This window comes from Streptomyces spiralis (assembly GCF_014654675.1).
In the GTDB taxonomy this organism is placed as follows: domain Bacteria; phylum Actinomycetota; class Actinomycetes; order Streptomycetales; family Streptomycetaceae; genus Streptomyces; species Streptomyces spiralis.
In genome coordinates this window covers 40,226-58,829 of record NZ_BNBC01000019.1, presented here as the reverse complement: position 1 = coordinate 58,829, position 18,604 = coordinate 40,226, and the positions used below count along the sequence as shown (strand labels likewise).

Below are 18,604 nucleotides of genomic sequence, written 5' to 3'. Positions count from 1 at the left end.
CTCAGACCCGATCATGCAGGCAATGACGTCTCCATCGGAGGTCTTCCTGCATGAGAGGGACCCGGCGCCTTCTTGTGGCGCTCCGCCTGTGCGTGGCGGGAGCGGTGACAGCGTCCGCGCTGTCCGCCGCTCCCGCCGCCGCTCGGGCCGCCTCACCGCGCGACGCCCGGTTCACCGACCTGGTGAACCCGTTCATCGGCACCGCGAACGAAGGCAACACCTTCCCCGGTGCGGCCGTGCCCTTCGGCATGGTGCAGTTCTCGCCGGACACCGGCCACAGCACCGGCTACGACTACGCCCACAGCCGCATCCGCGGCTTCTCCCTGGTCCACCTCTCCGGCGTCGGCTGCCGTCTCGGCGGCGACCTGCCGGTCCTGCCGACCACCGGTGACGTCAGACAGACGGACTACGCGAAGTACGCGGCGGGTTTCCGCCACGAGGACGAGGCGGCGGCCCCCGGCTACTACCGGGTCCGCCTGGACTCCGGCGTCGAGGCCGAGCTGACCGCCGGCACCCGCACCGGCGTGCAGCGCTACACGTTCCCCGCCACCGACAAGGCCGACGTCCTGCTGAACGCCGGTCAGGCGCTGCACCGGACGGTCGCCTCCACGGTGGAGATCCTGGACGACCGCACCGTGCGCACCGCGATCACCGGCCGCGGCTTCTGCAAGGACACCGTGCCGTACACCGTGTACACCCTCACCCGGTTCGACCGGCCGTTCACCGCGTACGGCACCTGGGACGGCACGACCGTCACCGCCGGTGCGCGGTCCGGGCGCGGCGGCGCCTATCTGCGGTTCGACACGACGCGGGACCGCACCGTCGAGGCGACCACTGCGCTGTCGTACGTCGACGCGGCCGGTGCGGCCGGCAATCTGCGCGCCGAGGGGGGCCGTTCGTTCGACGCCGTGCGCGAGGCGGCCCGGAGGGCGTGGGAGAAGCGGCTGGCGGACGTACGGGTGACCGGGGGCGACACCACCCGTCGCCGCACCTTCTACTCGTCGCTGTACCGGGTGTTCCTCGGGCCCAACGTCGGCAGCGACGCGGACGGCCGCTACACCGGCTGGGACCAGCGGATCCACCGGGCGAAGGGCTTCACGTACTACCAGAACTGGTCGCTGTGGGACACCTACCGCACCCAGGCCCAGCTCCTCGCCCTGCTCGCGCCCCGCGAGTCCCGGGACATGGCCATCTCCGTCATCAGGATCGACGAGGAGAGCGGCTGGCTGCCCAAGTGGGGCTACGGCACCGTGGAGACGAACGTGATGACGGGCGACCCGGTCACCCCGTTCCTGACCAACGCCTACCAGCAGGGCCTGCTCGCCGGCTACGAGGAGCGGGCCTACCGGGCGCTGAGGAAGAACGCCGACGGAGTGCCGCCCGCCGCCTCCCCGGCCGTGGGCCGCGACGCCAACCCGGACTACCTCGCCCGCGGTTACGCCCCCTACGTCCGGGGCCACGAGCCGCCCAAGTCCGGCCACTCCGACTACGCCTTCGGGGGCTCGGCGACCCTGGAGTACGCGCTGTCGGACGCGATGCTGGCCCAGATGGCGCGCGCCCTCGGCCACCGCGCGGACGCCGACCGGTACGCCGCCCGCTCCCGCAACTACCGCAACCTGTTCGACGCGTCGACGGGGTTCTTCCGCGCCCGGGACACCTCGGGCGCCTTCACCGGACCGGCCGACCCGGCGCAGAGCGAGGGCTTCCAAGAGGGCACCGCCTGGCAGTACCAGTGGCTGGTGCCGCAGGACATGCCGGACCTGGTGCGCCTGATCGGCGGCCGGCGGCCCACCAACGACCGGCTCGACACGTTCTTCGCCTACGGGGAGCTGCTGAAGGATCCGGAGCGCGTCGCGCGTGACGTCTGGGTGAACGGGCCGTACGCCTACTACAACGCGGACAGGTACAACCCGCAGAACGAGCCCGACCTGCTCGCCCCGTACAGCTATCTGTCGACGGGGCAGCCGTGGAAGACCACCGACGTGGTGCACGCCGCGCTGACCCTGTTCACCGACGCCCCGGCCGGACTGACCGGCAACGACGACCTCGGCACGATGTCCGCCTGGGACGTGCTGTCGTCCATCGGCCTGTTCCCGGTGCAGCCCGGCTACGACACCTGGGGGCTGTCCACGCCCGTCTTCGAACGTGTCGACCTGCGGCTGGACCGCCGTTACCACCCGCGTGGCGCCCTCACCATCACGGCGCCGGGCATCTCCCGGGACAACCGCTACATCCAGACGGTGCAGACCGACGGGGTGACCCACCAGCGGACGTACCTGACCACCCAAGAGCTGCGCTCGCTGCGCACCGTGCGCCACACCGTGGGCCCGCGGCCGTCGGCGTGGGGCACGTCCGAGGCGGCGGCGCCCCCCGTGCTGAGGTGACTTTTCCCCGTGCCGTTGGTGTCCCGCCCCCGATCCGCGGGGCGGGGACTTAATCTGGTGTTAACTGAGCGTAGCCTGATCGTACTTGACCGTAATCGGTTGCACGCGGTTGACTGCCTACTCACCCACCGTCGACGCGAGGCAAGCCATTGACTTCTGACCTGCTCGCTCCACTCGACCTGGCGTTCTGGAACATCGAGTCCGCCGACCACCCGATGCACCTCGGTGCGCTCGGGGTCTTCTCGGCCCACTCGCCCACCGCCGGGGCGCACGCGGCCGACCTGCTCGCCGCCCGTGCCGCCGCCGTGCCCGGACTGCGCATGCGCATCCGCGACGTGTGGCGCCCCCTCGGCCTGCGGCAGTCCCTCGCCCACCAGCTGCGGCAGCCGTTCGGCTTCGGCGGCGCCACCCGCGAGCCCGACCCCTGCTTCGACCCGCTCAACCACGTACGGCTGCACGCCCCGGTCACGGACTTCCACGCCGCCTCCGGACGCCTCATGCAGCGCCCGCTGCAGCGCAACCGCCCGCCGTGGGAGGCCCATGTGCTGCCCGGCGCGGACGGCGTCTCCTTTGCGGTGCTGTTCAAGTTCCACCACGCCCTCGCCGACGGACTGCGCGCCCTGACCCTCGCGGCGGCGATCCTCGACCCGATGGACCTCCCCGAGCGCCGGCCCCGCCCCGCCGAGCCCCCGCGCGGCCTGCTGCCCGACGTGCGCAGACTGCCCGGGCTGGTGCGCGGTGCGGTCTCCGACGTCGGCCGCGCCCTGGACATCGGCGCCTGCGTCGCCCGCTCCACCCTCGTCACCCGCTCCACGCCGGCCCTCACCGCCGAGCCCACCGGAACCCGGCGCACCGCCGGTGTGGTCATCGACATCGACGACGTCCACCTGGTGCGCAAGAAGGTCGGCGGCACCGTCAACGACGTACTGATCGCGGTCGTCGCCGGCGCCCTGCGCAGCTGGCTCGACGAGCGCGGCGAGAGGTGCGACGGCGTCGCGCCCCGTGCCCTGATCCCGGTCTCCCGGCGCCGCCCGCGCACCGCCCACCCGCAGGGCAACCGGCTCTCCGGCTATCTGATGGAACTGCCCGTCGGCGTCCCGGACCCGCTGCGCAGGCTCGCCGCCGTACGCACCGCCATGGACCGCAACAAGGACGCGGGCCCCAACCGGGGCGCGGGCGCCGTCGCCCTGCTCGCCGACCATGTGCCGGCCCTCGGCCACCGGCTCGGCGGCCCGCCCGTCGGCCAGGCCGCCCGGCTCTGGTTCGACATCCTGGTCACCAGCGTGCCCCTGCCCGGCTTCGGCCTGCGGCTCGGCGGCCACCCGCTCACCGAGGTCTACCCCTTCGCGCCCCTGGCCCGCGGCCAGTCCCTGGCCATCGCCATCTCCACCTACCGGGGCCAGGTCCACTACGGGCTCGTGGCCGACGCCAAGGCCGTCCCCGACCTGAACCGGCTGGCCCGAGCCCTGACCGAGGAGGTGGAGACCCTCATCACGGTCTGCGCGCCCTAGGGGGCGTCTCGTCTCGCCGCGTTTGGCGGTGCGTCCTCGGGCTGCCGTATGATTCCCCGTTCGAAAGCGGGCGCGAGTCGGAGCGCCGCGTGAACGATCAGGGAAACGGCAGCGCGATGACGGTGACAGACGACGGCTCCATGGCCACGGACGAGGTGGTGTACGCGCCCGGCGACGAGACCGCGTACGGGCCCGGCATCGACCCCGAGCGCCTCGCCGTCTGCCTCGACGTGCTCAAGGAGCTGGACCAGCTCGAGGTCGACCACCCCGACGCCGTCACGGTGCGCCGGGCCACCTCGCACATCTACCGCTCGGTCAAGCAGCGCCGCCGCCAGGAGCGCCGCGCCGCCAAGACCGCGCACGACCGCGCCGTCACCGAAGCCACCGCCACCGGCTCCGCAGAGCGCATCGACGACGAGACCGAGGGCATCCTGCCGTCCTCCAAGGTCGAGGCGGGCAGGATCGCGGGCATACTCCAGCGCCCCCGCTCCTGCTACACCTGCAAGCAGCGCTACGTCGAGGTCGACTACTTCTACCACCAGCTCTGCCAGAAGTGCGCCGCCGAGAACCGCGCCAAGCGGGACGCCCGCGCCGACCTCACCGGCAAGCGCGCCCTGCTCACCGGCGGCCGGGCCAAGATCGGCATGTACATCGCGCTGCGGCTGCTGCGTGACGGTGCGCACACCACCATCACCACGCGCTTCCCCAAGGACGCCATACGCCGGTTCAAGGCCATGGAGGACTCGGCGGACTGGCTGCACCGGCTGGAGGTCGTCGGGATCGACCTGCGCGACCCGGCGCAGGCCGTGGCCCTGGCCGAGCAGGTCGCCGAGGCCGGCCCGCTCGACATCCTGATCAACAACGCGACGCAGACCGTACGCCGCCTGCCCTCCGCGTACGCGGCGCTGGTCGAGGGCGAGACCGCCCCGCTGCCCGCCGGTGAGCTCCCCGCCCACCATGTCATCGGCGCCTTCAACTCCGGCGCCGTCGACGGCATCGCCGCGCTGCCCCTCGGCACCAGCGGCCTGGACGCCCAGAAGGTCGCCGACCTGGCCCTGGTCGCCGGCAACGCCAGCGTCGCCCGGCACCTCGACGGCACCGCCATCGACGCCGGCGGCCTCGTCCCGGACGTCGTCGACACCAACACCTGGGTGCAGACCATCGACCAGATCTCGCCGGTCGAGCTGCTCGAGACCCAGCTGTGCAACTACACCTCGCCGTTCATCCTGATCAGCGCCCTGCGTCCGGCCATGGCCGACGCCGCGAAGAAGGCGGCGAGCGGACGCGCGTACGTCGTCAACGTCTCGGCGATGGAGGGCGTCTTCAGCCGCGGCTACAAGGGAGCCGGGCACCCGAACACCAACGCCGCGAAGGCGGCCATGAACATGGTGACGCGGACCAGCGCCGAGGAGATGTTCCAGACGGACGGCATCCTCATGACCTCCGTCGACACCGGCTGGATCACCGACGAGCGCCCGCACTACGACAAGCTGCGCCTCGCCGAGGCCGGCTTCCACGCCCCGCTCGACCTGGTCGACGGCGCCGCCCGCGTCTACGACCCGATCGTGCGCGGCGAGGCGGGCGAGGACCTGTACGGCGTCTTCCTGAAGGACTACGCGCCCGGCAAGTGGTGAGCCGGGACCGTACGTGACTCGACGTGACGAGGCCTGACCCGCCGGGACCTGGTCCGGCCTGAACGGCCGGACGGTGCCGGACCGTCCGGTGTCAGTCGACCGCGCCCAGGCGGGAGTTGCGGGCCGCGACCAGTTCCAGGAGGGTCCGCCAGTCCTCGAGGACCCCGGCGTCGGAGCCGTCGGTGCGCGCCTCCTCGCGCGCCTGCCGCAGGGTCAGGGCGTCCTCGTCGACCGGGTGGGCGCGGCGGCCCTCACCGGCCACCGCCTGCCGCCGTACCAGACGGGCGACGCGCTCGCCCAGCAGACCCCGCACCGCGTCGGCCGCGCGGGCGGCGAGGGCCGCCCCGTCCTCGGCCCCGCCCCCAACCGGGGCACCGGTCGCGGACCCGGCTTCGGGGGCCGTGGGAGCCAGCAGCCGCCCGATGCCGTGGACCAGGCCCGCCACCTGGAGCTCCTTGTCGGCCGGACGGCGCCGGCGCAGCAGCGCGGCGGTCCGCAGCGCGTGGTCGTGGAGGTCGGCACGGCGGCCGTCGCGGCCGAGGCGATCGGGTGCGGCGGCGCCCCGGCAGGCGTACAACAGGTCCATCAGCTCCTCGACGCTGCGCAGCTCCATGCGTCAGTCCTCCCGCGAGACAGCCGTTGCGGTACGCCAGCAGACCATGGCCGGCTTGCGGCCGGGCCAACGGGATCTGAACTGAGCGACGCACACCGAACGGATGAGTCCTCCATGATGCTTGATGCGACAAATCGGTTCATAAACTATCCAATGAACACGCTTGACTCCAGATAGTTACCTGGACTTTGCAGCCCTATCGAGCGGGGGGCCGCTCATTTGGTTAATCTGGAGTAGACGGACAGCACCAACGGGTTCCAACCAGCACCCATGGTCCGTCCCGGGGCGAGCGGGTGCACAACGGCCTGCCCGAATCCCAGTTGCCGGCGCCACCGCGTCCGATCTGTCCTTGAGCCAGACCCGAGCGGACGTCGGGCGCCGGAGCGAAGACTGGCGTCAGACGCCCCGAGGGTGACCGACACATAAGGAGTGCGCGGTGACACCGGAAAAGACGAATCGCGAAGAAGGCCCCAAGGAACGCACGGAGCGCCGCTCCCGGCGCCCCGGAGATCTCGGCAGTCTCGACGTGTGGGCCCGGTCCGCCCCCATCCGTCTGGCCGGCTACGAGGACGACCTCGCCGAGCCGCACATCCTGCCCAGCGTGGACTGACCTCCGCTCGGGAGTGTCTCCCTGGAGCCCGCCGACGCGATCGTCCACAGCATGGGCGTGCGAGACTCGCGCCCATGCTGATCCGGGAAGCCGTCGCCGAGGACTGGCCGCGCATCTGGCCGTTCTGGCACCGCATCGTCGCCGCCGCCGAGACCTACGCCTGGGACCCGGACACGTCCGAAGAGGACGCCCGGGCCCTGTGGATGAGCCCCGCCAAGCGGGTGTTCGTCGCCGAGGACGACACCGGCACGGTCGTGGGCTCGGCCTATGTCACCCCCAACTACGGCGGTCCCGCCGCCCGTGTCGCCAACGCGGGCTTCATGGTCGACCCCGACCGGGCCGGCCAGGGCATCGGCCGCGCCCTCGCCGAGCACGTCCTGACGGCCGCCAAGGCCGACGGCTACCGGGGCATGGTCTTCAACGCGGTCGTCGAGACCAACCCGGCCGTGGCGCTGTGGACTTCCCTCGGCTTCACCGTGCTCGGCACGGTCCCGCGGGCGTACGAGCACCCGCGGCACGGCCCGGTCGGCCTGCACATCATGTACAAGTCCCTGTAGAGACCCCGGAGGCCTGACCCCCTGGAGCCCGAGGGCCTGGCGGCCCCTGTGGCTACCCGAGCTCCGGATCGGTCGTCCTGCGCCACGGGCGCGACCGCTCGATCTGCTCCGCCAGGTCCAGGAGAGCGGCCTCGGAGCCCGGACGGCCCACCAGTTGCACGGCGCAGGGGGCACCGGAGGGCAGTGTGCCGAACGGCACCGCCATCGCCGGCCAGCCGGTCAGGTTCCACGGCGGGGTCATCGGCGAGTAGGCGCTGTTGGCGAGCACGTTGCGCATCCAGCCGCGCTCGTGCCACGGCACGGCCCGCGGGGATCGGCGGGCCAGTGCCGGGGTGAGCAGCACGTCGTGCTCGGCGAAGAACGGCTCCAGCCGCTCGCGCAGTCGCTCCCGGCCGGCGCCCGTGCGTACGCCGTCGACGAACCGCCGTCCGACGGCCGCGTGCACGCGGGTGCGCCGGGTCAGCCGCCGCGGGTCCAGACCCACCGCGTCCACGGCGGTGCCGGCCGTCCAGTGCCGCACGGCCGTCACGCCGAGCGACATCGGGTACGGCGGATCGGCGCGCAGCACCCGGTGACCGGCTCCGGCCAGCACCTGTGCCGCCTCCCGGACCGCGCCGGCGTACGGCCTGCTCACCGCGACCCCGGCCAGCGGGCTGCGCACGGACACGGCGATCGTGCGTACGGTGTCCACCGCACCCCGTGCCACCTCGCTGTCGGCCAGGACCGCGAGCATCAGCCGGGCATCCCGCACCGTCGTCGCGAGCGGCCCGTTCTCCGACATGCCGAACCAGTCGCCGTTGCCGATGCCCGCCGGCACCACGCCATGCCCCGGCTTGATGGTGACGAGGCCGCAGTTGGCGGCCGGGATGCGCAGCGAGCCCATGCCGTCGTTGCCCAGGGCGATCGGCACCATCCCCGCGGCGACCGCCGCCGCGCTGCCGCCCGACGAACCGCCCGCCGTGCGCGAGGTGTCCCACGGGTTGCGGGCGGTTCCGTGCACGCCCTCCGTGGTGCCGAAGACACACAGCTCGGGCACGTTGGTCAGGCCCACCACCACCGCGCCCGCCGCACGCAGCCGGGCCACGGTGACGTGGTCGTCGGCGGCGGGCGTGTCCGGGGTCGCGGCAGAGCCGAGGCGGGTGGACTCGCCGCGCACCGCGAGGTTGTCCTTCACGGCCACCGGTACGCCCGCCAGGGGCAGTCCGTCCAGGTCGGGCCGGGCCGCGACCTCGTCGGCCTCGGCCAGTGCCGCCTCGGCACGGACGGTACGGAAGGCGCCGATCCGGCCGTCCAGGCGCTCGATGCGGGCGAGGTGCTCGGCCACCACCTCGCGGGGCGTGGCCCGCTTCTCGCGTACGGCGGCGGCGATCTCGGCGGCACTCAGGCCGACCCAGCTGGTCACGGGCGCTCCTCGGGAGGGGGCGGGCATGGTCGTACTCACGAGTACGTTGTGGGGAACTGTGCCCGCAGACAGGCCCTCCCGTCGAGAGGTCGGGGCACGTCGGTCCGGACAATGACCCGACTTCGTCGGCTCATGGCAGGAGGACGAGGCGGACCGGACCGCATCCGGCCGGCGGAGGACGTGCAGCACTGCCGACGGGTGGAGAGCCACATGCGTGTATGCGGCATGCATACGGTGCGCACGGCACCGCGCCGATCGCTCCCGGTCGGGCCCGCCGCGGCGTATGCGGCTCGCCCCGGTGGGTCTATGGTCGGAAGGACAGGACGAGTACGAGGGGAAGTAGTCGGCGATGGCGCAGGACGAGGCCGTGATCGGCTGCACGGGGGAGCTTCTCATCGGTACGCGTGGATCCGCCGGTCCCGGCGAGATCCTGGTGCGGGTCAGAGGCGGTTCCGAGACCTTCCTCGCCTGGTCGCAGGAACCGCTGCCGATCGGTGCGACCGTGCTCGTGGTCGAATCCCGTGGATGCCGTGAGGTCGACGTCATCGAGTGGGCCGACCCGTTGGACAGGTTGCGCGACGATTCGGCCGACGCAGGCTAAGGAGAACAAGCCCATGTTCGGTTACCGCGTTCCCGCCCCCGACGAGGCGATGCTGATCTCCGGAGGCAGGCGGGGCCTGGGGGGCGCGCCGTTCCGGGTGGTGACGGGGCACGGCAAGTTCGTGCTGCCCGTCTTCCGCAAGGTCCGCTTCCTCACCCTGTCCATGTGCGAGTCCGAGGTCGTCGAGACCTGCGTCACCAAGCAGGGAATCGCGCTGCACGTCCGCGCCGTCATCGCGTTCAAGGTCGGCAACGACAACGAGAGCATCATCAACGCCGGGCAGCGGTTCCTCTCCGACCAGGACCAGATGTCGGTCCTGACCGGCCGGATCTTCGCCGGTCACCTGCGCGCCATCATCGGCTCGATGACCGTGGAGGAGATCGTCACCGAACGCCAGAAGCTCGCCGCCGAGGTGCTGGACACCTCCAAGACGGAGATGGCGAAGATCGGCTTGATCGTGGACTCGCTGCAGATCCAGTCGATCGACGACGGCGACACCGGCTACATCGACGCGATGTCCGCCCCGCACAAGGCGGCCATCCAGCGGCAGGCCCAGATCGCCCAGGCCCAGGCCAACCAGGCCGCCGCCGAGGCGGAGCAGGAAGCCGCGCGCAGGCAGGCCGAGTACGCCCGTCAGACGGCCGTGGTGAAGGCGGAGTACTCGGCGGAGGTGGACCGGGCCCAGGCGCACGCGGCCCAGGCCGGCCCGCTGGCGCGGGCGCACGCTCAGCAGGAGGTGCTCGCCGCCCAGACGGAACTGGCGCAGCGCCAGGCCAAGCTGCGCCAGCAGGAGTTGGTGGCCGAGATCGTGAAGCCCGCGGAGGCCGAGGCCGAGCGGGTCAGGATCCTCGCCGCCGCGGAGGCGCAGCGGATGAAGGTCCAGGCCGAGGCCGCGGCGTCGTACGACCGGGTCGCGCTCGACCGGATGCTGATCGACCAGCTCCCGCTGATCGTCAAGGAGGCGGCGGGCGGCCTCTCCGGAGCCAATGTCAACGTCCTCAACGGCGCGGACGGGCTCGGCGAGATCGCGGCCGGTCTGGTCGCCCAGGGCCTGACGATCCTGGACTCGGTCCGGCAGAACCTGAACGGCCACGGCGGCCAGAACTCCGGCGGGCGCCCCGAGGAGGGCAACGGCCGGCTCGAGCTGCAGGGCCCGGACGGGGCGAAGCCGGACACCGACGAGAGGCAGCCGGGCGACGACTCGGCCGCCGGGGACCGGCCGCAGCCTCGGACGCCGTGAGATCCGGACCGGGCGCGGCCGGGGCTTTTCGTGCGCCGCACGCGCAGTGCCGCCCGAGGTGTTCGGCCTGAGGCAGACGCCTTGCGTCGGCGGTGCCGCATGGGGTGTCCGCGCGGCGCGAGCACCCGGCACGTAGCGGTGTCGGACACGGTGGCGGTGCCCGTTGCACGGTGGGCACCCCGCGCCGTGGCGCGCGGCCCCGTGAGTTTCACGCGTCCCGCGCCGCCCCCGTGCTCTCCCGTTCGACCAGGCGGGGCACCGGCACCCGGACCGTACGGGCCGGGCCGCCGTCCAGCAGGGCGGTCAGCTCCCGGGCCGCCGTACGGCCGAACTCCATGCTGTCCCGGGACAGGGCGGACAGCCACGGCGTGACCATGCGGCACAGGGCGGAGTCCTCCCAGGACACCACCGAGACGTCCGCCGGGACCGAGAAGCCGAGTTCGGCCGCGACGGCGACACCGGCCAGGGCCATCACGTCGTTGTCGTAGATCAGGGCCGTCGGGGGAGCGGCCGAGCGCAAGACCTCGCGGGTGACGGCGGCGCCCTCGGCATCCGAGTAGTCGGTGGTCACGGACTCCACGCCGGTCAGTCCGCGGCGCTCGGCCTCGGCGCGCAGCGTGCGGATCCGGCGCTCGGTGTGGGCGAGGCCCGCCAGCCCGGCGATGTGCACGATCCGCCGGTGGCCGAGCCCGTACAGCCCGTCCACCACCGACGCCATCGCGCCCGCGTCGTCCGCCCACACCGTGGACAGCCCGGGATGCCGCTCGTCCGGGGCGCCGCCGATCACCACGGCCGGCAGGCCCAGTTCGTCGAGCAGGTCCGGACGTGGGTCGTCGGTGCGCGGGTCCACCACCAGCACGCCGTCGACCCGGTGCTCGGCCCACCATCTGCGGTACACCGCGCACTCGTCGGCGATGTCCTCCACCACCTGGAACAACAGGCCCAGATGGCGCTCCGCCAGCACCTCCTGGATGCCGGAGACCAGTTGCAGGAAGAAGGAGTCCACGCCGAGCGTGTCCGCCGGGCGGGCCAGCACGAAGCCGACGGTGGCCGCGCCCTCCCCGGACAGCGCGCGGGCCGCCGTACTGGGCCGCCAGCCCAGCTGCTCGGCGACCCGGCGCACCCGGGCGCGGGTCGCCTCCGACACGCCGGGCCGGTCGTTGAGCGCGAAGGAGACGGCGCTCTCGGAGACACCGGCGCGACGCGCGATGTCCTTCATGGTCGGCCGGCGTGCCGGGGACCGCTTGGCCGGCATGTTCCCCCTCATTTCTCAGCGGTGATGCGGTTGGAGCGGTGATCGCTAAAGCGCTTGAGTGTCAGCACTCTAAAGCGCATTAGTCCCGACTGGCAAGCATCATCCATGACGTCTGTGACCTGGACTAATGTTCTTCTGATTACTTTAGCGGCGCCGAATCCATTGACTTTCCGTTAACCCGGCGTGCATGGTCACTGCCGACACCCGTCGTCGACGCCGCAAGGGAGCCGTGTCACCGTGCCCATATCCCGCAGAGCATTCGCCGCCGCCGCTTTCACCGCCCTCGTCCTGCCGCTGAGCGCCTGCGGCTCGGGCGGCGACGGCGGCGGCTCGACGGACGCCTCCGGCAAGGTCGAGGGCGACATCACCTTCCAGACCTGGAACCTGCGCGCCAACTTCAAGGACTACTTCGAGGGCCTGGTCGCCGACTTCGAGAAGAAGTACCCGGGCACCCATGTGAAGTGGGTGGACCAGCCCGCCGAGGGCTACGCCGACAAGATCAGCGCGGACGCGGCCGGCGGCACCCTGCCCGACGTCGTCAACGTCTCCCCGGACCTGGTCGCCCCGCTCGCCAAGGCGGGCCTCGCGATGGACCTGGACAAGGCCGCCGCCCAGTACAAGGCGGAGTACCTGCCCGGCGCCTGGGCCGGCCACCAGATCCCCGGCATGACCGGCACGTACGCCTTCCCCTGGTACCTCAACACCGGCCCGCTGTTCTACAACAAGACCCTGTTCGAGAAGGCCGGGCTCGACCCGAACAAGCCGCCGAAGACCTACGACGAGCTCTTCAGCGACGCCCTGCAGATGGCGGACAAGAGCGGTGGCAAGGTCGCCACCCTCGCCAACATCCCCACCATCGAGGACTTCGGCCGCTACGGCGTCCCCCTGATGAACAAGGAAGGCACCGCCTTCGCCTTCAACGACCCCAAGGGCGTCGAACTCCTCACCAAGTACAAGCAGTTGTACGACGCCAAGGCCCTCGACCCGCAGGCGCTGACCGCCACCCCCGAGTCGTCCGGGAAGAAGTTCCTCACCGGCGCCGTCGCCATGAACCCCGGCAGCGCCCTGGACCTGGACAACTTCAAGAAGCAGGCGCCGAACCTGTACAAGAACATCGGCATCACCGACCAGATCACCAGCACCGGCCACGTCAACATGTACGTGATGGGCCTGATGGTGAACGCGAGGACCAAGCACACGCCCGCCGCGGTCGCCTTCGCGCACTACGTCACCGACGCCGAGCACCAGATGTCGTTCGCCAAGAAGGTCGCCATCTTCCCGAGCACCGCCGGCTCCCTCGACGACCCGTACTTCACCAAGGAGGACGGCACCGACGAGACCCGGGTGCGCATCGCCGCCGCCAAGTCGCTGAAGAACGCGGCCAACTACACACCCGTCCTGTTCAGCGAACAGATGAAGACCGCGCTGCGCAACGAGGTCGCCAAGGCGCTCCAGGGCAAGCAGAGCCCCAAGGCGGCTCTTGACAACGCTGTCAAAGCCTGTGACCAGCTTCTGAAGCAGCAGGGATAACGCACCATGGCCACCTCGACCGTCTCCCGGACGCGCCCGTCGCGTCCGGCCCGGCATCCCGGGCGCCCGGCGAACCGGGTGCGGCGCCAACTTCCCACCAGCCCCTGGCTGTTCGCCGCCCCCGGACTGCTGGTCACCGGCGCCTTCATCCTCTACCCGTTCGCCTCCACGGTGATCAACGCCTTCACCGACCGCCGCACCCTCATCCCGGGCCGGTTCGTCGGGCTCGCCAACTTCCGTGAGCTGCTGCACGACGACATGTTCTGGACCGGGCTGCGCAACAGCGCGCTGTACGTCCTCGGCGTCGTCCCGGCGCTGGTGATCCTGCCGCTGCTGCTCGCCCTGCTGGTGCAGAAGAACGTCCCCGGCATCACCTTCTTCCGGTCCGCCTTCTACACCCCGGTCGTCGCCTCGATCGTCGTGGTCGGCCTGATCTGGGTGTGGCTGCTGGACGAGCGCGGGCTGGTGAACTCGCTGCTGGAGACGGTCGGGGTGGGCAAGGTCGGCTTCCTCAGCGACCAGTGGCTGCTCCTGCTGAGCGCCATGGCCGTCACGGTCTGGAGGGGGCTCGGCTACTACATGATCATCTACCTGGCGGCGCTCGCCAACGTGCCGCGCGAGCTCCACGAGGCCGCCGCCGTGGACGGAGCGGGCGCGGTGCGCCGCTTCCTCACCGTCACCGTCCCGGCCGTGCGCTCCACCATGGTCCTGGTCGCCGCGCTCGCCTCGGTCTCCGCCTTCAAGGTGTTCTCCGAGGTGTACCTGATGGCCGGCCCGAACGGAGGCCCGGCCGGTGAGGACACCACCCTGGTGATGCTCGTGCAGCGCACCGGCACCGGCCTGACCGGCCGGGTCGGTTACGCCTCCGCCATCTCGCTGGTCGTCTTCGTCGTCACCGTCGTGCTGATGCTGCTCGTCCTGCGCGCCGACCGGAGGGAGGACTCGTGAGCCTCGTCCAGAAGACCCCGGCCACCAGGACACCGGCCCCTGCCCGGCGGCCCCGCTTCACCGACGACAACGGCCGCCGCATCCGGGCGTGGGAACTGATCCTGCGCTACGTGCTGCTGCTCGCCGTCCTCGCCCTGACCGTCGGGCCGTTCCTGTGGCAGCTGTCCACCTCGCTCAAGGGGCCGACCGAGGACATCTTCAGCTCCCCGCCGAAGTTCCTGCCCAGCCACCCCACCCTGCACAACTACGAGCGGGTGTCCCAGACCATCCCGGTCTGGGACTACGCCCTGAACTCGCTGAAGGTCGCCACGGCCAACGTGGTCACCAACTGCGTCGGCTCCGCCCTCGCCGGCTACGCCCTGGCCCGGCTGCGCTACCGGGGCCGCCGCGCGACCACCGTCGTCTTCGTCCTCGCCATGCTCGTGCCCGCGGAGAGCATCGTCATCGCCCAGTTCACCACCATGCGTGACCTCGGCCTGAACAACACGCTCGTCGGCGTGGTGCTGCCCGGCGCCGTCGCCGCCATGAACGTCCTGCTGATGCGCAACGCCTTCCTCAACCTGCCCTACGAGATCGAGGAGGCGGCCTACGTCGACGGCGCCGACGTCTGGCAGCGGTTCCTGCGCATCGCCCTGCCGTCGGTCAAGGGCACCCTCGCCGTCGTGGCGATCTTCGCCTTCATGGGCGCCTGGGACGACTTCCTGTGGCCGCTGATCGTGCTCAGCGACCCGTCCAGGTTCACCCTGACCATCGGCCTCAACTACCTCCACGGCACCTTCGCCAACGACGAACGCCTCGTCGCAGCCGGCACGATCATCGCCGTGGCCCCGTTGATCGCGCTCTTCGCCTGCCTCCAGCGCTACTTCTTCCGCGGTGTCGGCGAGGGCGCCGTCAAGGGCTGAGCACCGAGAGCCGCCCGGCCGTCAGCAGGGCCGACCCCCGTACTCCCACCCGCAAGGACCCCGCATGCCTTCTGCCGTGCGCTTCGGCGTCAACTACACCCCGAGCCAGGGGTGGTTCCACCACTGGCTCGACTTCGACCTCGACGCCGTCCGCGCCGACCTGGACTCCATCGCCGAGCTCGGCCTGGACCACGTCCGAGTCTTCCCGCTGTGGCCCTACTTCCAGCCCGACCGCGCCCTGATCCGCCCCCGCGCCGTGGAACAGCTCGTCCAGCTCGTCGACGCCGCCGCCGAACGCGGGCTCGACGTCAACGTGGACGGTCTGCAAGGGCATCTGTCCAGCTTCGACTTCCTGCCGGCCTGGACCCGCACCTGGCACCGGCGCAACCTGTTCACCGACCCCGAGGTGCTCGACGGCCAAGCCGCCTACCTGCGCACCCTGGCCGCCGCCCTCGCCGACCGCCCGAACTTCCTCGGCATGACGCTCGGCAACGAGGTCAACCAGTTCTCCGCCGGCCCCCACCCCGACCCGGACCGGGCCACCGCCGACCAGATCGACGCCTGGCTGGAGCGCATGCTCGGCGCCTGCGAGAAGGGCGCCCCCGGCAAGCCGCACCTGCACGCCGAGTACGACGCCACCTGGTACCAGGACGACATGCCCTTCACCCCGGCCCAGGCCGCCCGGCACGGCGCCCTCACGGCCGTCCACTCCTGGGTGTTCAACGGCACCGCACAGCGCCACGGCCGCACCTCCGTCCCCACCGAGCACCACGCCGCGTATCTGATCGAGCTCAGCAAGGCCTGGGCCGACGACCCGCACCGCCCGGTCTGGCTCCAGGAGGTCGGCGCCCCCGCCCCCCTGATCCCCGCCGAGCACGCCGCCGCGTTCACCGAGGCGACCGTCTCGAACGCCCTGGACTGCCCCGACCTGTGGGGCATCACCTGGTGGTGCTCCCACGACGTCTCCCGCGAACTGGCCGACTTCCCCGAACTCGAGTACACCCTGGGCCTGCTCACCAACGACCGCGAACCCAAGGACATCGGCCGCACCCTGGCCCGCGCGGCCCGCGACCACACCTACGCCCCGGCCCCGCGCACCACCGCCCTCGCCGTCCCCGCCGACCCGGCCGCCCGCTCCCGCTGTGCGCCCGGCGGCGACGTCTTCGAGGCCTTCTTCCGGCTGACCGCCGACGGCGCCCGCCCCACCACCGTCCTCGACACCCGGGCGTCCGACCGGGACCACCTCGCCGCCCGCGGCATCACGGAAGTCGTCACGTCCGACCAGGTACCCCCCACCCCGCAAGGAGGCACCCGCACGTGAACCCGAAGCCCACCAGACGCACCGTCCTGATCGCCGGCGCCGCGGCCGCGTTCCTGCCCGCACTGCCCGCGCCGCCCGCCCGGGCCGCCGAGGGCGCCCCGAAGGCGACGGCCGCGCTCCAGCCGTACGCCTCCTACTGGTACCCCGACTCCCTGCCCTCCGGCAGCCCGGGTCCCGGCATCACCTGGCGCAGCCTGAAGACGTGGCGCGCCGCCACCGACCCCGACCTCGCCTTCAACGCCTCCTCCGTCCCGCTCGCCCGCCGCTTCACTCCGGCCCCCGCCAACACCACCGCCCGCGCCGGACAGGCGCGGATCCAGTCCCTGGTCTCCTTCGGACCCACCTCCTCCAACCCCTCCCAGGGCTCGGCCACCGCCGACACCTACGCCCTCACGCACTGGGCGTACATCGACGAGCTGGTGTTCTGGGGCGGCTCGTCCGGGGAGGGCCTGATCCTGGCCCCGAACGCCCCCGTCGTGGACGCGGCCCACCGGCACGGCGTCCCCGTCCTCGGCAACGTCTTCCTGCCGCCCGCCGCCTACGGCGGACAGCTCCAGTGGACCCGTGACCTGGTGCAGAGGGACGCCTCCGGCCACTACCCGCTCGCGGCGCAACTGGTGGCGGTGGCGGCGGCGTACGGCTTCGACGGCTGGTTCGTCAACGCGGAGACCGGCGGCGGCGACAGCGCGCTCGGCGCGGACATGCTGGGCTTCGTACGCGAGCTCGAGCGGCTGTCCGAGGCCAGGGGGCAGCGGGTGACCTGGTACGACGCGATGACCGTGAACGGCTCGGTGAGCTGGCAGGGCGCGCTGAACAGCCGTAACCAGGACTTCTTCCAGGCCGCCGACGACATGTTCGTCGACTTCCGCTGGAGCGCGGAATCGCTCGCCTCCTCGGCGGACAGGGCCGCACAACTGCAACGCGACCGCTACGAGTTGTGGGCCGGCGTGGACGTGGAGTCGAACGGGTCGAACACGTCCGTGGACTGGGACGCGATCGTGCCCACCGACCGGCCGCACGTCACCTCCGTCGGCCTCTACCGCCCCGAGTGGACCCGCAACCACCTGCCCGCCGGGCACACCCCGGAGGACTTCCACGCCGCCGACGACCGGTTCTGGACCGGTCGCTCCCTCGATCCGTCCCGTCCCGACCCGGCCGACGGCTGGCGGGCGCCCGCCGTGTCCGTGGCGGACCGGTCGACGGTCACCTCACTGCCGTTCGCGAGCACGTTCAACACCGGGCACGGGCTGCGCTGGTACGAGGACGGCGAGGTCGCCTCCGGCACCCCGTGGAACCACCTCGGCCTCCAGGACCGGCTGCCGTCCCGGCGCTGGGTGGTGCGCACGGACGGGCAGCGGCCCGCCGTCCGCTTCGACTTCGCGGACGCCTGGCGCGGCGGCAGCAGCGTGCTGGTGGACGGCGCGCTCGACCGGCCCGCCGTGCTCGACCTGTACGCGACCCGGCTGCCGATCGGCCCGGACACGGTCGTCGAGCTGACGCATCGCGCGGAGGCGGGCACCGTCCGGGTCGAGCTGGCCGTGGCGGCCGCCGAGCCGGACGAAGCCGGGGCGGCACCGCCGTACACGTACCTCCCGCTGCCGGCCGGCACCGCCGACGGCTGGCGGACCTCGACGGTCCGGCTCACCGGCCTGACCGGGACCGTGCACGCGATCGGCGTCCGGCTGACCGCGACCGGTGACGGCGGGCCGGTGCGCTGGCGACTCGGCCGCCTCGCCGTCCACGGGCGCACCGGCACCGGTGCCCCGGCCGCCCCCTCCGGGCCGCGGATCACCGCCGCCTCCGGCGGAGACCTGCGCCTGGCCTGGAACCATCCGGCGCCCGGCACGGTACGCCACTACACCGTGCACCGAGTGCTGCCCGACGGCACCCGCCGCTTCCTCGGCGGCACCTGCCAGCGGGCGTACTTCGCCGGCGGCCTGACACCCGCCACGGGCGAGCGGGCCGTACGGTTCGAAGTGCGCGCGGTGGGGGAGCTGTACACCGCGTCGGCCCCCGCGACCGTCACCCACCCCTGGTAGCCGTCCGCCGACCCACCCACTGATCCACCCGCTGACGTACGACCCACGGAGCACCCC

15 protein-coding genes are annotated in these 18,604 nt (G+C 72.1%); 12 read left to right on the top strand and 3 right to left on the bottom strand.

Going from position 1 to position 18,604, the window contains the following annotated elements:
• The first annotated feature begins 50 nt into the window (after positions 1 to 50).
• The 3 genes from IE318_RS20525 (at position 51) to IE318_RS20515 (ending at position 5,529) form a co-directional block, all read left to right on the top strand.
• Positions 51 to 2,384 carry a GH92 family glycosyl hydrolase gene (locus IE318_RS20525; protein ID WP_189902410.1) on the top strand — a complete coding sequence of 778 codons (2,334 nt, stop codon included), beginning with the start codon at positions 51 to 53 and terminating at the stop codon, positions 2,382 to 2,384.
• A 149-nt stretch (positions 2,385 to 2,533) separates the two neighbouring features.
• On the top strand, positions 2,534 to 3,895 hold the full coding sequence (locus IE318_RS20520) for a wax ester/triacylglycerol synthase family O-acyltransferase (RefSeq protein ID WP_189902408.1): 1,362 nt from the start codon (positions 2,534 to 2,536) through the stop codon (positions 3,893 to 3,895).
• Between the two features lie 116 nt (positions 3,896 to 4,011).
• Positions 4,012 to 5,529 carry an SDR family NAD(P)-dependent oxidoreductase gene (locus IE318_RS20515; RefSeq protein WP_030178378.1) on the top strand — a complete coding sequence of 506 codons (1,518 nt, stop codon included), beginning with the start codon at positions 4,012 to 4,014 and terminating at the stop codon, positions 5,527 to 5,529.
• 91 nt (positions 5,530 to 5,620) lie between these two features.
• Here IE318_RS20515 and IE318_RS20510 read toward each other — a convergent pair whose 3' ends face one another.
• Positions 5,621 to 6,142 (bottom strand): hypothetical protein, encoded by a 522-nt coding sequence (locus tag IE318_RS20510; protein ID WP_189902406.1) that lies wholly within the window; start codon positions 6,140 to 6,142, stop codon positions 5,621 to 5,623.
• A 436-nt stretch (positions 6,143 to 6,578) separates the two neighbouring features.
• On the opposite strand from IE318_RS20510, the gene IE318_RS20505 reads away from it, so the two are divergent.
• Together IE318_RS20505 and IE318_RS20500 are read left to right on the top strand one after the other, a co-directional pair.
• A complete protein-coding gene (locus tag IE318_RS20505) occupies positions 6,579 to 6,752 on the top strand; it encodes a hypothetical protein (RefSeq protein WP_107473447.1) in 174 nt (57 codons plus the stop codon).
• A gap of 74 nt (positions 6,753 to 6,826) precedes the next feature.
• Complete coding sequence (locus tag IE318_RS20500; protein WP_189902404.1) at positions 6,827 to 7,309, top strand: GNAT family N-acetyltransferase; 483 nt, start codon at positions 6,827 to 6,829, stop codon at positions 7,307 to 7,309.
• 52 nt (positions 7,310 to 7,361) lie between these two features.
• On the opposite strand, the gene IE318_RS20495 is transcribed toward IE318_RS20500, so the two are convergent.
• A complete protein-coding gene (locus IE318_RS20495; protein ID WP_189902403.1) occupies positions 7,362 to 8,711 on the bottom strand; it encodes an amidase in 1,350 nt (449 codons plus the stop codon).
• Positions 8,712 to 9,060: 349 nt separating this feature from the next.
• Here IE318_RS20495 and IE318_RS20490 point away from each other — a divergent pair, with 349 nt between their 5' ends.
• A complete protein-coding gene (locus IE318_RS20490) occupies positions 9,061 to 9,312 on the top strand; it encodes an NfeD C-terminal domain-containing protein (protein ID WP_030178368.1) in 252 nt (83 codons plus the stop codon).
• 13 nt (positions 9,313 to 9,325) lie between these two features.
• On the top strand, positions 9,326 to 10,552 hold the full coding sequence (locus IE318_RS20485; protein WP_229903624.1) for an SPFH domain-containing protein: 1,227 nt from the start codon (positions 9,326 to 9,328) through the stop codon (positions 10,550 to 10,552).
• 208 nt (positions 10,553 to 10,760) lie between these two features.
• On the opposite strand, the gene IE318_RS20480 is transcribed toward IE318_RS20485, so the two are convergent.
• Positions 10,761 to 11,807, bottom strand: coding sequence for a LacI family DNA-binding transcriptional regulator (locus tag IE318_RS20480; RefSeq protein WP_189902401.1), 1,047 nt, complete (start codon positions 11,805 to 11,807; stop codon positions 10,761 to 10,763).
• Positions 11,808 to 12,044: 237 nt separating this feature from the next.
• Here IE318_RS20480 and IE318_RS20475 point away from each other — a divergent pair, with 237 nt between their 5' ends.
• The 5 genes from IE318_RS20475 (at position 12,045) to IE318_RS20455 (ending at position 18,547) form a co-directional block, all read left to right on the top strand.
• Positions 12,045 to 13,337, top strand: a complete 1,293-nt coding sequence (locus tag IE318_RS20475) for an ABC transporter substrate-binding protein (protein ID WP_189902399.1) — start codon at positions 12,045 to 12,047, stop codon at positions 13,335 to 13,337.
• A 6-nt stretch (positions 13,338 to 13,343) separates the two neighbouring features.
• On the top strand, positions 13,344 to 14,285 hold the full coding sequence (locus IE318_RS20470) for a carbohydrate ABC transporter permease (protein ID WP_189902397.1): 942 nt from the start codon (positions 13,344 to 13,346) through the stop codon (positions 14,283 to 14,285).
• Positions 14,282 to 15,187 (top strand): carbohydrate ABC transporter permease, encoded by a 906-nt coding sequence (locus IE318_RS20465; protein ID WP_189902395.1) that lies wholly within the window; start codon positions 14,282 to 14,284, stop codon positions 15,185 to 15,187. Before IE318_RS20470 ends, IE318_RS20465 begins: the two co-directional genes overlap by 4 nt.
• 64 nt (positions 15,188 to 15,251) lie before the next feature.
• Positions 15,252 to 16,508 (top strand): glycoside hydrolase 5 family protein, encoded by a 1,257-nt coding sequence (locus IE318_RS20460; protein WP_189902393.1) that lies wholly within the window; start codon positions 15,252 to 15,254, stop codon positions 16,506 to 16,508.
• Positions 16,505 to 18,547, top strand: a complete 2,043-nt coding sequence (locus tag IE318_RS20455; RefSeq protein WP_189902390.1) for an endo-beta-N-acetylglucosaminidase — start codon at positions 16,505 to 16,507, stop codon at positions 18,545 to 18,547. Before IE318_RS20460 ends, IE318_RS20455 begins: the two co-directional genes overlap by 4 nt.
• Positions 18,548 to 18,604: the final 57 nt, after the last annotated feature.